Here is a 13,486-nt window from a genome sequence, read left to right as displayed (position 1 = left end):
AAGTGATGGCCAACAAGATAGCGCTTCATGTCACCCAGCCGGCCAGCACTCAATGCGGCACTTTATATCAAAAATTGCAGCGCTCTGCTCAATTCATAGTTTAGGCTTATTCTGGCTATTCTGGGATTGAAAGGCTCACAGCGTCGGTTCAGCAGCGAAGAAGGGAAGGATCCCCCCAATTGGGGGATGACCCTCAGCGGCTCTTTGGATGACCAGCTCAGCCCTGTGAGATAGATTAAGTCCAAAAGCATTGAACAAGAATTGGATGCAGCGTTGACATTCGTTCCGAGCCTCAGTGATTTTGCGGATAGATGGGGTTTGGCTAGGGCGTACTGAGCAACGATGTAAGGATGAAGAAAGAGCAATGCAGGTGGCGAGGTCGATGTCAACTGATGAGCAATCAGCACAGCAGGGCACTCCCCAGCCCAAGGTGGCTTCTCTAGGAGTTGCCGGGGATCGGGAAGCGCGGAAGAGGGCTGCCCATGAAGATCTTCAGCCGCTCAAAGTCAGCACCCGCAAGGACTCCGTCCCGCTGACGCGATCCGCTCTGATGCGGCGTTTTAACCAGAGCTTTCCGCCTTTTTACAGCCAGTTTGTCAGCAGCGAGGTACAGGCCCAAAATCTGCGCTTGGCTTACACCCTCTACCAGACCCGCAAGGCGGTGGTACAGGTGCAGGACGAAGGTCGCAAGACGGTGGTCTGTCTGGCCTACCGTAATCGACCTTCCCTGCTCAGCGATCTGTTTGGGGTGTTCACTGCTTTTAATCTCTCGGTGCATGGCATTCATCTCTATGGGCAGATCTACTCACCGCACCTGGTGTTTATCCGCACCATTGTCTCCCGCGATGGCCACAGCCTTTCTTCCCAAACCAAGCTCAGCCTAGAACGGGCTATTCACGAATGCCTGGCGGGTGTGTTTCGCGTTCACGAAACCTTGGCACTGGAGTTTGATCTCAAGGCCGGACTAAAAGACGTGCAGGTTTCTTTTTATTTTGACCCGGTGTTTCATTTGCCCACACTTTTGGTGGATGTGGACAACCAGCCGGGCGCGTTCTACCGGGTGATGACGGCCCTCGCGCAGGAGGATTTGACCGTTGTTAACCTCAATTTGATGCTCCGCCGCAAGCAAACGCGCTTCATTTTTTACTTGCTAGGGCCGGATTCAACTCCAACCATGCCGGAGTTCTTAGGGCAAAAATTGGCGTTGAGCATCCAGCAGCGGCTGCAAGGGGATCCCGCCTAAATCTGCACGGGACTGGGAGGCAAGTCAAAAAGGACGGTGTTCATGTAGCGCTCTGCCCAGGCGGGGCCAAAAGCTTTTTCCAAAACGCGGCGGGTGCGGTCGTTCTGCTGTTGCTGGCTGCAATAGCGCTGCTGCCCCTGGTAGTGGGCCAAAATTTGGTCGGGATCCGTCTGCGGGGGAATCTGTTGCGCCAACCGACAGTGAATTTCCAGGAAACGGCGGGCAAAGTGCAAAAAGCGGTCGGCCTCTGCTTCGTCGGCAGGACGGACGAACAGGCAGTAGGGAGAAAAAATCGTGCCCCACTCCGGCAACCGGCGCCGGTGTTGGAAAGGGACGAGATGGGATCCCAACGCTTCCAGCTCCTGGATATAGAGATCGGGCAAGCTGGGGGTCACCGGCGAGAGATCGACAATGGCGGCGCTCACCTGTCCGCGACCGACCACAATGTCGCAACCGAACAGCGGCAGCGGGTACTGCGGCTGCGGAAACATAACGCAATGGAGAATATCCAGGCTCTGCCCGGCCTGGGCCAGCTCCAGGTGCAGTTTGCGAAAGGGATCCCCTTGGTAGCAGCGGTTTTCAATTTGCAATTTTTCGCCCTCTAGGCGGCCTTCCACGTAGCCCAGATCTTCAGGCAGAGGATAGGGGGCTAGGGTGAGGGTAGATCCCCAAACGTTCAGGATTGCCTCAGATAAGCCCTGAATGAGCGGATGCAGTTGGGCAGAGAGAGCAGGAGCGGTGAACATAAGACTCTAGAAGAAAGGCCAAGAACCCCATCCAACCTTGACCTTGGCTCCATGCCAAAGTGTTATGGGGGAACCGCACCGCTGATGCGAAGGGCTTGGGTGGGATCCCCAAAAATCCCAGAGGCCCTAGCTGGGCAAGGCGTTCTAAAAAGGCGTTCTAAAACTGTATGCCTGAAGACGGAAGGGGTGGGATTCGAACCCACGGTGACCTTGCAGTCACAACGCTTTTCGAGAGCGTCACAATCAACCACTCTGTCACCCTTCCAGTCAGCTGTGGGGCTTTACCATCTTAACGGCAAACCGAGTCTCCTGCTTCTTCCCAGCCTCAAAGCCAAGCTTGCTTCCCCCACGGGATGCGGTTGATGGGAAAGTGCTCCGCACCGCTGGCGGGAACGCCCAGATGAGATCATAGGGATATGGCTGCTCTATCCATTCACCACTTTCGCCAGGCCAAACAGGCGGGTCAACCTTTGGTGGCCCTCACGGCTGCCGACTACGCCACCGCTCAGATTTTGGATCAGGCTGGGATCGACTTGATCCTGGTGGGCGACAGCTTGGCCATGACCCACTTGGGGTATACCAGCACCCTGCCCCTGACGCTGGAACAGATGCTCCATCACGCCCAGGCGGTGCGCCGCGGGGTAGAACGGGCCTTTTTGGTGGCCGACTTGCCCTTCTTGACTTATCAAGTCCACAAAGAACAAGCTCTCCTCTCAGCAGGGCGGTTGATGAAGGAGGCAGGAGTCAACGGGGTCAAGCTGGAGGGGGGCTACCCCGACATGGTGGAAACGGTGGCCTTTCTGGTGCAGCGGGGGATCCCGGTTTTGGGTCATATCGGCCTCACTCCGCAGGCCAAACATCAACTGGGAGGCTATCGCCAGCAGGGAAAAACCACTCCGGAGGCGGAGCGTCTGCGACAAGAGGCCCTCAGCCTGGAGCAAGCAGGAGCATTTGCCCTGGTTTTGGAGCACATGCCGGCGGAATTGGCTGCCCAAATCTCGGCCCAAGTGGGGATCCCAACCTTGGGCATTGGGGCCGGGCCGGCTTGCGATGGTCAGATTTTGGTCACCCACGACCTGCTGGGGCTGAGCGAGCGGCTCCCCCCTTTTGCCAAGGCCTATACCAATTTGAGACAGGCGATCCGAGAAGCAGTGGAAGCTTTCGCCGACGATGTTCGCCAAAAAGTATTTCCCCCCCGCTGAAGGGATCCCTTACCCATTCAAAGCTTGGGCAGAGCATGACTCTAGTCAATAATAAGCTCAACTATACTGAAAATAATGTATAATATGTTCAGTACGGATTACTACCAGTTGATCTTTCTGTTTACTTTCGAGTCTGCCAACATGGTAGCCAAAGCAAAGCAGAAAATTGGTAGTAAGACGACACGGAAACTGCGCTTTGGGTATTCTACTCAAAGCTTTGCGGGATACCGCCATTCTGTTTGGACTCCGTCCCGCTGACGCGAATGGAAACAAACAGAATGCTATCGCTGCATAGTTGAACAGTGATGTTCAGCAGTGTTCAGCGTAAATGTATCAGGTGCTATGCCTACGGCACCCCATACTGCTACCTACTGCTACGCAATGCTTATGGGAACGGGAACCGCACCGCTTTCTCAAGGCTGGGCAAGGATAGGGCGACCTCAGGGATCCCTGAGCAGCACCGTCCCGGTCACCACAGCACTTTGACCCAACCGGTCGAAGACCCGCAAGCTGAGCAGGTAGGAGCCGGGCACCAAGCTCAGGGGAGGGCGAATGCGGAAGCGGGTTGTACAGAACACCTCTCCAGACACACAATTCACCTGGGCTGCCGATAGCGTCTGCACCTCGATCCCTGACCACGACACCTGAAACGCCAGCTCCGCCGGGATCCGGCCCGGCACCGATACCGAAACCCCCAGCTCCAAAAAGCCGTTCCGATGTACCACAGAAGGGATATCGCTGCTGGTGATCAAAGGCGGCGGTGGAGTACTGGCCGTCAGCGCATCGGCACCACAACCGACCAAGGCCACGCCCAGCAGGCCCAGCGCCCATCCCCAGGATTTGGATCCCAGCTTCATCACAGGGTTCATCTGAAAACTCACCTTCTCAGTATAGAGGGCGGGGGCAACAGAGTTAGTGTTGGTTCTAGGAAAAGCTAAAAATTTACACTACAGATAGTGGCAAGCTGGATTTTCATCCAGACCATCTGCTACAGTAAGGCCCATAACCTGTCGAGCAGCCTGGATATGGAAGGGGAAGAGGAGCTAAAAGCCTTGCGGGCGCGGGTGCGCAACCTAGAGCGATCCCTCGCCGAATCGGAAGCGCTGTCATTGCAGCAGATTGAGTGCATCCATCGCCTGGAACATCAACTGCTGGAAGCACAGGCCCAGATTCAAGAGCGGGATCAAGCTTTGCAAGCGTGTCAAGAGGAGAAAGCGCGGCTGGCCCAGCGCCCTACCCCAGAGGCTTTTCAGCTTCAGCAACAGCACATCGAAGAACTGCAGAATCTCCTGTGGGAAATGGAGCGCCGTCCAACGCTGGAGCACTACCACATTCTGCAGCAGCAGTTGCAAACCAGTCAGACGGAAATTGAAACCCTCAAGGCGGAATTGCAGCGGCGCGTCGATCCGGCCCGATTTTACCAACTGCAGCAGGAGCTCCTGGAGCTGAAACAGCAGGCCAACCAATTGGGAGAATACGCCGTCAAGTTGCCGCAGGTACAGCTTTTGCAAGCCCAATTGCAGCTCCGTGTACAGCAGCTAGAGGAGGAAAAAGCACAATTGCAAGCGCAAATCCAAGAGTTGGCCGCTCGACCTTCTGCACAAGAACTGGAAACCCTACGGGCGGAGCTAGAGGCTGCCCACCGCCAAGCGGAAGCCGAATGGCAGCGTTTGAAGACCCATCTGGAAACCGAAAAGGCACACATGGAAGCTGATCTGAACACCGCCCGGCAACGTATTCGCGAACTGGAAGAGCGTCCTACCCCAGAGCAATGGGCACGCTTGCAGGCGGAGCTGGATCATCTGCGCCAACAGGCCTCTTTTGCCAAGGCCGAGCGGGCCACCTTGCTGGAAGAGCTGCAGCAGAGTCAGCGGCAGCAGGCCGAGCAAGCCCAACAGATTGCCAAGCTGGAAGCGGAAGCAGCCCAGGCCGCCCACCTCAGGGAAACAGAGTCCTCACAGGCGCAGCGAATCCTTGCCCTGGAGGAGCAGGTGCAGGCTTTGACCCGCGAGCTTGGTGCTTTGCGAGCCGAGCGGGATCAGCTCATGCAAGAGTTGGCCCAGCGTCCCACCCTTGCCCAGTGGCAGGAAGTTCAGCAGCAGGTGCAGGACACCCGAGAAAGCCTGGAAGCAGCCCGGCGGGGGCGAGAACTGGCCGAGGCCCATCATCTGGTCAGCCAAAAGCAAATCGAGAAGTTGCAGCAGCAGGTGATGGCTTTGAAAACCGAGTGTGTGCAGGCCCACGCCTACGCGCAAACCCAAGAAAAGGAAGTGGCCCTGCTGCAGCAGCGCAATCAAGAACTGGAAGAGCAACTGGCCACACTGCGTCAGTCGGCCTCCGCTTCCCCTCAGCCAGCGGTTGTCGAGCCCAGGTCGAATCATCGGGCCCAGGAACGGATTCCTGCCGCGGCTGACGAGTCTGCTCCTTCCCCGGCCACCACCTGGAGAACACCCACCCCAGGGATCCCGCCGCTCACCCTGGACGAGCGGGAAGAAAGTGCCCCGCTCGGCTGGCGCCAACGGACAGAAAGGCTCCTGAAACGCTCCGCTTTGGCCGCTTCACGGGCAGGAGGGGAAACGGGCAGTCGCAACCGGATTGAGTTGCCGACTTTTGTGCAGCGGCGGCCCTAGTAAACTACCCGACTCCGACCGCTAAGCGGTACGGAGCGGGCTTTCAGTAGCCCTGAGCCTGTTCTGCTCTACCAGAGAACAAAACAAGCCCGGACCTCTAGGCTGGTTTACGACAGCCCCCAAAAGCGCAATCACATTCGCACCATTTAAATCCGCATCCCCTTCCCATCCACAGTGTCCACACTTAAACTTCTTTCCACTGCGGTAGGATTGCGCAGGGTCGGGATGAATGTGCAAACACCGGTGGCAGGTCTGCGACGTGTAGGCAGGCGGCACAAGAATCAGAGCAACCCCCGCACGCAGAGCCTTGTACTCCAAAAATTGACGGAGTTGATAAAACGCCCAACTATTTGCCCGCCTACGCTCTGTCTTGCTGCGTGGCTGTTGATTGACCCTTTCCCGAATCCCTGTCAGGTCTTCCAGAGCAATAGCGCTATTTGTCGCCTTTGCCCTAGAGACAACAGCTTTGGAGATGCGATGATTGACCCACGCCTGAAAGCGTCTCTCCTTGCCAGACAGCCGTTGCAGCAGTTGACGGCATCTGCGCCGCGAACTGCGGGTGCCCTTACTGGCTTTGCGTTGGAGTGCCGCCCTCAGCTTGGAGTAGTGGTCGCGGACTCGGTTCAACTGCTGTCCATTCCAGTTATCCCCTTCTGACGTATGGGCGATATCCGTCCTGCCCAAGTCCACCCCGATCACCCTGTCGGTATCTTGTTGCTTGGGCGGGTTTTTCTCTACGCAAATCTGGATGTAGTAGGAGCCGTCTTTCCGCTTGACCAGGGTGGCAGATTTTGGGTTGGAACCAGCCAGCATCCCACGCTGGTAGTTGCCAATGGCTAGTTCAAAGCGCTCTCGCCCCTCCACCGTGGTCAGCGACACCGTCCAGTTTTTCTCGCGAAATGAGAAGATACGTGCATCGTAGGTAACGAACCTACGCTTGAACTCTTTAACCGGACGGTTGCGCTGTCTCGCCACTTTGCGAGCGCCTGCCACCCGTCTGCACACCTGTTGAGCCAAGTTACTGGACAAGCCGAACCGGGCTCGAATCTCGTAGTAGCAAAGGGATTGCAGTTTGACCGCGTTGACGATCTTCTCCGGCGTGTTCTGGTTGACCCAGTTCAATACCTGCACAAAGACATCCATCGTCGCGTCCAATTTGGCGGCTTGTGACGGGAACGCCTTGAGCTTACAGGATATGGTCAGGACTTGGCTCATAAGTTCATTGTACTTCATCAAAGCGCATTCCTCCCGGCACTGACCCTACGGGTACAGTGCGGGGCTCCTGCGATTTCTAGCTGAGCGCTCCATTCTCGGGGATCCAACCGTTCTCCAGCTTGAAAACGAGGCCAAGCCCAGCGCAACAGGGCTCCCAGCTGGGCATGAAACCGCTCTGGGGCAAATTGCAGAGCATGGGCCCGAATCCGCTGCGGATCCCATTCCTGTCGATCCGCCTGCCGCAGCCCTTCCACCAGCGCTTCCACACTGGCCTCGGGAATGAGGATGCCGGTTTGGCCGTGGATGACCGTCTCTTGGGCACCTCCCCGGTTGAGGGCAACCACGGGGCGGCCGCAGGCCTGGGCCTCCACTGCCACTAGGCCAAAATCCTCCTCCCAGGGGAACAGCAGCAGCCGGCAATTGGCTAGCAGTTCCCGGAAACGATCGGGGGGCTGATGGGGCAAAAACTCCACCTGCGGCCCCGCCAGTCGCTTGAGCCGAGCCAGCTCCGGCCCTTCGCCCACAACCAGCAGCCGACGACCCAGCCGTTCACAGGCGGCAATCGCCAGATCCACCCGTTTGTAGGGCACCAGTCGGCCTGCCACCAGGTCATAATCGGCGCTGGGATCCGCCACCGGCTCCAACCCCTGCAGCGGAACGGGCGGGTAGATAACAACAGCCTCGCGGCGATAGAGCTTGGCAATGCGGCGGCGAATGTGCTGGGAGTTGGCGATCAACAGATCTGGACGTTGAGCTGCCAGAAAATCCCATTGGCGCAAGCGGTGCAGCAGCCATTGGCCAATTGCGCCAACAGGCCCGCTTCTCCCCAGCCCTTCTCGCTGCAGATACAGCTCCCGGTTCTCCCAGAGGTAACGGGTGGGGCTGTGGATGTAGCTCAGGTGCAGGGTAGAGGCTCCCGTCAGGATCCCTTTGGCAAAGGCGTGGCTGCTGGAGATCACACAGTCATAGCCGGAGAGGTCGAAGCTCTCGTAGGCCAACGGCATCCAGGGCAGCAGATACTTGAGGCGGGCGTGGTAGTCAGGGCGCAACACCCCCAGCCACTTGGCCCAGCCTTGCAAAAAGGAGGTGTGAATTGTCAGCTCCTGCCAGCTCGGCGGCAGGGTGTGAGCGGAGAAGAGACTGACGTAAAGGGGGGCCTGGGGGGCAAAGGCCACCAGCTCCTGCAGAACCTTTTCCGATCCCCCCGGCCAGATCAGGTACTCATGCACCAACGCCAGGCACCTAGGCCAAGCGAATGCTGGCCCGGGAGAGGGGGAAAGGCCACAGGAAGGGATCCCCAAGGCTCAGGCACGGTCAGGACTTGGCAGAGCGGCGCTTTTTGCCAATTGGGCCGCTCACCTGCTTGGCTTTCTCGTCGATCCGCTCATTGATGTAGTTGTAGATCTCGCGGAAGCGAGGCAAGGCCCGCATCTCCAGGCGACTGCCGTCCTTGAGGGTGAGCACCATATCTCCCCACACGCCCAAGCCCCGTGGCACCATAACCACCTTGGCAATCTCGCCGTAGATTACATCTGAGCGCTCCTTGCCGCCCCATCCCCCAATCACGGTGATGCGACGATTGGTAATCCGATAGTGTACCCACAGCTTACGCACCAGTGCCCCCACAAACAGAGGCAAGCCGACAAGTGTAGCCCCAATGAAGGAGTTCAACACCAAATCGCCACTGTGGGGGCCGCCCTCAAAAAAAACCTCCTCTTGCACCGCCATGCAGAGCACCGTCCGGTTGTTTAGAGTGTTGCCGTTAACGATCTTAAACGATTTCTCAGCTTTCCCCAACTGGGGCTAACGGCAGGTTCGGGATTGGGTCAGCCTTCGGACGGCTTGTAGGGAACGGCAGGTGGCCAAGACCAGGTAAACAAACAACACCATCACCACCACCGCCACCGCTGCGGCTCCGGCATTACCCAGCCAGCCCCACCCTTCCAGCCCCGTCAGGGCCACCAAAGCCCAAGAAGCCGGGTGCAGCATTCCCCCCAACAGGAGAATTTGCGAGAGCATTTGCCCAGCCGTAAAGCGGGATCCCAGCACCACCAGGGCCAGTCCGCCGCCGATGTTGATCAACCCCATGTTGCCCAAAAAGGCGTAGCAAATGTGCCAGGCGTACTTTTGTTTGGGCACCTCCTGCCAGAGGAGGGGCTCGGCAGGGATCCCCGAAGCCTCCTGGGGGGCGAGCGGCAACGGCTGAACTTGGCTGAGGATCCAGCCGAGGACAATGGCGGCAACCAGCATCGCCACGCCCGCCTTCACGTTCAGCTTGCCGGGGATGGTTAGCTCGGGGTGGGCCAACATCGCAGATCCTCCTGCAACCCGTCCTAGCCTATCCTGTCTTTGCCCCAAATTGGCCAACAGCCTCAATCCCTTGGATAGAGCAGTGTGCCGCAGCGCTTGCAGAATTGGGCATCCCCATCGTGCTGGGAGAGGCCACAGCCTGGGCAGGCCCATTGCACCGAGTTGCCGCTTTTTACCAGTTGCTTGATCAACTCCCCCACTTGCCAAGGGATCAGGGCTATGCCCGTCAAGATCATCAGCACCGTCAGCAACCGACCCAGCTCAGAAGTGGGGGTGAGATCCCCAAACCCCACCGTGGTCATGGTAACGACGGAAAAGTAGAAAGCATCCAAAAAGGTGGCAAAAGCGCCAGGATTCACTGGATGTTCTACCTGGTAGATCAGCCCAGAGTAGACGAAAACAATGGCAAAGAGGGTGAAGAAAATGCGCAGCAAAATGCGGCTATCGGCGGAGATCACTTGCCCAAACAGGGTTTTGCCCTCTACCAGGCGCAGCAGCCGCAAAATGCGAAACCAGCGCAAGAGGCGGATGAAGCGAATATCGGTTAGCCCGGCAAAAAAAGGCAAAATGGCGAGCAAATCGATGAGCGAATACAAGCTCACGACATAGCGCAACTTCTGCGGGGCCGCTGCCAGTCGGAGCAGATATTCCACCACAAACAAGCCGAGAATGAGGCGATCCACCCGCTCCAGCCAAAGACGTACCTCAGGGGGAATGGGATAGGTTTCCACCACAAAGAAGGTGGACGAACAGAAAACCAGCGCCGCCACCAGCAAGTTCACCCAGCGGCTTTCCGGAGTGTCTTGATCCCCCCAATAGCGCTGGAGGATCCCAGAATGGGCAAGATCGAGATCAGCTTGGGTGGGGAGAGTGGTCACAAACGGGATCCAGCTGGGAAGATATCGAGAGAGTTTCCTTTCAACGCCCATCAGGCGCATACTAACTAAGCTAATGGAAACTAGCTCACAGAACGAACTTCCCCTAAGCAAACGTCCAGGCTTTGGGTGTTAATTAAGTGTTGAGTCGATGTTGCCTCCTATCGTACTGGCCTCGCAATCCCCTGCCCGCCGCCAATTGTTAAAGGCTGCCGGGATCCCTTTTCGCGTTCAGCCCAGCTATTTTGACGAAAGCCAAATCCAAAGCTCTAATCCGGTGGAGCTGGTCCAGAAGCTGGCCTCGGCGAAAGCCGAAGTGGTGGCGGCCCAGCAACGGGAGCCCGTCTTGGTCGTGGGGGCCGACTCCGTGCTCTACCTAAATGGCGAGATCCTAGGTAAGCCGCCCAATGCCCTAGAGGCGGAACGGCGCCTGCGGCAAATGCGGGGCGAAGTGGGAGAGCTCTACACAGGCCATGCCTTGATTGACACGAAGCAGAACCGCCGCCTCACCCACTATGCGGTGACGCGGGTGTTTTTTGCCAAGCCCAGCGACGAGGAAATCCGCGCCTATGTGGCCACCGGTGAGCCGCTCAATTGTGCTGGCTGTTTTGCCATCGATGGCCGCGGCAGCCTGTTTGTGGAGCGGATCGAGGGGTGCCCCGGCAATGTTATCGGGCTGAGCTTGCCCCTGCTGCGGCGCATGATGCAGGAGTTGGGCTATTCCCTCACCGATGCTTGGAGCTAGCCGTCGAGGTGTTGCTTGAGCAGGTCGTTGGCCAGCTTTGGATCTGCCCGTCCCTGAGTTTTTTTCATCAATTGCCCGACAAAGTAGCCGAAGAGCTTGGTTTTGCCCCCCCGATACTGCTGCAGTTGCTCGGGGTTTTCTGCCAGCACCTCGGCGATCATCTGCCCCAGCAGAGCGCTATCCGAGATTTGGGTCATGCCCTTAGCTTCCACCAGGGCGCGGGCCGATCCCCCTTTTTCCAGCAGTTCCGGCAGGATCTCCTTGGCGATTTTGCTGGAGATGGTGCCCTGCTCGATGAGGCCAATCAGCTCGGCCAGGGTTTCCGGCTTCAGGGCAATGTCGGGATAGTCCAGCTTGTGGGTGTTGAGGTAGCTGGCGATGTCGCTCATCATCCAGTTGGCGGCTGCTTTCGGGTCGGCACCGGCGGCGATCACGGCTTCAAAGTATTCGGCGGTGTTGCGTTCATCGCTGAGGTAGCGGGCATCGTACACCGAGAGGCCGTACACCTCCTGATAACGTCGCCGCTTCACACCGGGCAATTCCGGCAGCTCTGCCTGCCAGCGGGTTTTCTGCGCTTCGGTAACGCGAATGGGCGGCAAATCGGGCTCGGGGAAATAGCGATAGTCGCTGGATCCCTCTTTCTTGCGCATGCTGATGGTGCGCTGGCTGTTTTCTTCCCAAAGGCGGGTCTCTTGCACGATCCGCTCGCCCGCCTCCACAACCTTGACCTGGCGGTTGAATTCGTACTCGATGGCCCGTTGGATGGCGTTGAAGGAGTTCATGTTTTTAATTTCCACCTTCGTGCCAAAGGTCTGGGATCCCAGCGGACGCACCGAGATGTTCACATCACAGCGCAGGGATCCCTCCTGCAGGTTGCCATCGCACAGCCCGGCATAGCGCAGGATGCGGCGCAGCTCTTGCACATACTCGGCTGCCTCTTCCCCGCTGCGGATGTCCGGCTCGCTGACGATCTCGATGAGGGGAACCCCCGCCCGGTTGAAATCCACCAAAGAGTAGCTGGATCCCGATAGGCGGTCGCTGCCAGCGTGGACCAGCTTGCCCGCATCTTCTTCCATGTGCAGACGGGTGATGCCGATGCGCTTGGTACGACCGTCGCTGAGCTGGATCTCAATCCAGCCGTGGGTAGCAATCGGCAGGTCGTATTGCGAGATTTGGTAGTTTTTGGGCAAGTCGGGGTAAAAGTACTGCTTGCGGTCGAACTTGCTGTAGGGGGCAATGGTGCAATTCAAGGCCAAACCCGCTTTGACCGCGTACTCCAGCACCTTTTCGTTGAGTACCGGCAGGGTGCCGGGCAGGCCCATGCAGATGGGGTCAATCTGGGTGTTGGGGGGAGCGCCAAAGGCTGTCGCGCTGCTGGAGAAGATCTTGGAGCGAGTGCTGAGCTGGCAGTGAACTTCCAGCCCAATCACAGCTTCGTATTGCACTTTGGCGGGGGCAGCAACAGTCATGGGATAGGAAAAACTGGCGGTGTAACCATTCTAGTGTGACCTTGCAGGGATCCCAGCTCACAGACAGTTTCTGGGGACGGCAGCCCAGAACCCAGGACGAGGCCGGAGCAGCCCAGCTTGAAGCAGATCCTCAGAACAGCGAAACTTCCTCAAACGGTAGGGCGAATCTCAAAAGTGGGTAGACCTTCCGGCGGCTCGGAACGTTGCTCAATGGCCTCCACAACCGAACCGGGGCTGCCCTGTTGGCACCAGCGCAGCATCGCCTCCACCGCAGCAGGGGATCCTTCAAAAACGGCCTCGACGCGACCATCCCGCAAGTTGCGCACCCAGCCGCCAACACCGGCATTGCGGGCCATGGCTTCGGTGTGGGCGCGAAACCCCACCCCCTGAACCCGCCCCCGTACCCAGACGTGAACGCGAACCCTGTCACTCATGCCGACGGGGATCCCTCCGTTGTGCTGCAGGGTTCTGGCGACTCGGTCGGCTCCTCCGGAGTCTCTGAGGTCTGCCGATCCAGCCACCCCACAAGAACGTTGACCAGGGCAACCAAGCCTAGGAGCCCCAGCGAGATCCCACAGGCATACCCAATCGCTTGCCACAGCACGGAAGACATGAACCCAACCTCACGAACGCTTGTGCAGAGGATCCCACCCTTCATGCACCGTGACATCCTCCCGGCGCTCGTCCTACGGACAAAGCGCGGGCCACCCTTCCCGTCAGCAGGACGGAGTCCTTACCTCGCGGCTGGGCATTCCTGCCCCACGCCACTTGTCTGGGTCTACAACCCCCGACAGAACAACTGGACAGGCGGTTCCCCTTCCCCAGCCTCCCTGGCTACTGCCAGCTTGCAAAACAAGTCTAATCCACAGGGAACGGTGCATCGGCAGGCAGGATGGACTCCTGCACCCAGGAACCCCTGTCCACCGGACAAGAGCAAGAGGCATCTGGATCAATCCGGTACTTGTAGGTTACCGCCAGCATAAGTAGGTTTTACTACAGATTTCGCTCAACAGATTTCGCTCAGAGGTATGGCGGGGATCCCTGTATCCCG

General features: G+C 58.2%; 14 protein-coding genes and 1 tRNA gene. 4 read left to right on the top strand and 11 right to left on the bottom strand.

Annotation, left to right across the window (positions count from 1 at the left end; translation table 11 throughout):
- Nucleotides 1-382 precede the first annotated feature (382 nt).
- Complete coding sequence (locus tag ACVWXE_RS02205) at nucleotides 383-1,243, top strand: hypothetical protein (protein ID WP_457489473.1); 861 nt, start codon at nucleotides 383-385, stop codon at nucleotides 1,241-1,243.
- Here the strand turns inward: ACVWXE_RS02205 and ACVWXE_RS02200 are convergent.
- Together ACVWXE_RS02200 and ACVWXE_RS02195 are read right to left on the bottom strand one after the other, a co-directional pair.
- Nucleotides 1,240-1,989: a phycocyanobilin:ferredoxin oxidoreductase gene (locus ACVWXE_RS02200; RefSeq protein ID WP_457489472.1), complete on the bottom strand. Its 750-nt coding sequence runs from the start codon at nucleotides 1,987-1,989 to the stop codon at nucleotides 1,240-1,242. The two genes, ACVWXE_RS02205 and ACVWXE_RS02200, sit on opposite strands and share 4 nt — an antisense overlap.
- A 178-nt stretch (nucleotides 1,990-2,167) precedes the next feature.
- Nucleotides 2,168-2,254, bottom strand: a tRNA-Ser gene (locus ACVWXE_RS02195).
- A gap of 151 nt (nucleotides 2,255-2,405) precedes the next feature.
- Here ACVWXE_RS02195 and panB point away from each other — a divergent pair.
- The gene (panB, locus tag ACVWXE_RS02190) at nucleotides 2,406-3,191 is read left to right on the top strand and encodes a 3-methyl-2-oxobutanoate hydroxymethyltransferase (RefSeq protein ID WP_011432343.1); all 786 of its coding nucleotides are present in this window, start codon (nucleotides 2,406-2,408) and stop codon (nucleotides 3,189-3,191) included.
- Between the two features lie 440 nt (nucleotides 3,192-3,631).
- Here the strand turns inward: panB and ACVWXE_RS02185 are convergent, their stop codons facing one another.
- Nucleotides 3,632-4,060: a hypothetical protein gene (locus ACVWXE_RS02185; RefSeq protein ID WP_414374163.1), complete on the bottom strand. Its 429-nt coding sequence runs from the start codon at nucleotides 4,058-4,060 to the stop codon at nucleotides 3,632-3,634.
- A gap of 87 nt (nucleotides 4,061-4,147) precedes the next feature.
- On the opposite strand from ACVWXE_RS02185, the gene ACVWXE_RS02180 reads away from it, so the two are divergent.
- Entirely contained in the window at nucleotides 4,148-5,821 is a 1,674-nt protein-coding gene (locus ACVWXE_RS02180; protein WP_457440444.1) for a hypothetical protein, read from the top strand.
- A 21-nt stretch (nucleotides 5,822-5,842) separates the two neighbouring features.
- Here ACVWXE_RS02180 and ACVWXE_RS02175 read toward each other — a convergent pair whose 3' ends face one another.
- The 5 genes from ACVWXE_RS02175 to ACVWXE_RS02155 all read right to left on the bottom strand — a co-directional run bounded on the left by ACVWXE_RS02175 (nucleotide 5,843) and on the right by ACVWXE_RS02155 (nucleotide 10,224).
- Nucleotides 5,843-7,036, bottom strand: a complete 1,194-nt coding sequence (locus ACVWXE_RS02175; protein ID WP_457489497.1) for an RNA-guided endonuclease InsQ/TnpB family protein — start codon at nucleotides 7,034-7,036, stop codon at nucleotides 5,843-5,845.
- A 17-nt stretch (nucleotides 7,037-7,053) separates the two neighbouring features.
- A complete protein-coding gene (locus tag ACVWXE_RS02170; RefSeq protein ID WP_457489496.1) occupies nucleotides 7,054-8,265 on the bottom strand; it encodes a glycosyltransferase in 1,212 nt (403 codons plus the stop codon).
- Nucleotides 8,266-8,350: 85 nt separating this feature from the next.
- Complete coding sequence (locus tag ACVWXE_RS02165) at nucleotides 8,351-8,764, bottom strand: PH domain-containing protein (protein ID WP_011432347.1); 414 nt, start codon at nucleotides 8,762-8,764, stop codon at nucleotides 8,351-8,353.
- A 75-nt stretch (nucleotides 8,765-8,839) separates the two neighbouring features.
- On the bottom strand, nucleotides 8,840-9,346 hold the full coding sequence (locus tag ACVWXE_RS02160; protein WP_011432348.1) for a hypothetical protein: 507 nt from the start codon (nucleotides 9,344-9,346) through the stop codon (nucleotides 8,840-8,842).
- A 62-nt stretch (nucleotides 9,347-9,408) separates the two neighbouring features.
- Nucleotides 9,409-10,224 carry an ion transporter gene (locus tag ACVWXE_RS02155; protein ID WP_457489471.1) on the bottom strand — a complete coding sequence of 272 codons (816 nt, stop codon included), beginning with the start codon at nucleotides 10,222-10,224 and terminating at the stop codon, nucleotides 9,409-9,411.
- Nucleotides 10,225-10,372: 148 nt separating this feature from the next.
- Here ACVWXE_RS02155 and ACVWXE_RS02150 point away from each other — a divergent pair, with 148 nt between their 5' ends.
- A complete protein-coding gene (locus ACVWXE_RS02150) occupies nucleotides 10,373-10,966 on the top strand; it encodes a Maf family protein (RefSeq protein ID WP_457489470.1) in 594 nt (197 codons plus the stop codon).
- On the opposite strand, the gene gatB is transcribed toward ACVWXE_RS02150, so the two are convergent.
- From gatB to ACVWXE_RS02135, 3 genes are all read right to left on the bottom strand, one after another.
- Nucleotides 10,963-12,435, bottom strand: a complete 1,473-nt coding sequence (gene gatB, locus ACVWXE_RS02145) for an Asp-tRNA(Asn)/Glu-tRNA(Gln) amidotransferase subunit GatB (protein WP_457445322.1) — start codon at nucleotides 12,433-12,435, stop codon at nucleotides 10,963-10,965. The two genes, ACVWXE_RS02150 and gatB, sit on opposite strands and share 4 nt — an antisense overlap.
- Before the next feature lie 149 nt (nucleotides 12,436-12,584).
- Nucleotides 12,585-12,869: an acylphosphatase gene (locus tag ACVWXE_RS02140; RefSeq protein ID WP_414351467.1), complete on the bottom strand. Its 285-nt coding sequence runs from the start codon at nucleotides 12,867-12,869 to the stop codon at nucleotides 12,585-12,587.
- A complete protein-coding gene (locus ACVWXE_RS02135) occupies nucleotides 12,866-13,048 on the bottom strand; it encodes a hypothetical protein (RefSeq protein WP_041436250.1) in 183 nt (60 codons plus the stop codon). Before ACVWXE_RS02135 ends, ACVWXE_RS02140 begins: the two co-directional genes overlap by 4 nt.
- Nucleotides 13,049-13,486 lie beyond the last annotated feature (438 nt).

Source organism: Thermostichus sp. MS-CIW-41 (assembly GCF_054058915.1).
This window is presented reverse-complemented; position numbering and strand designations above follow the sequence as displayed.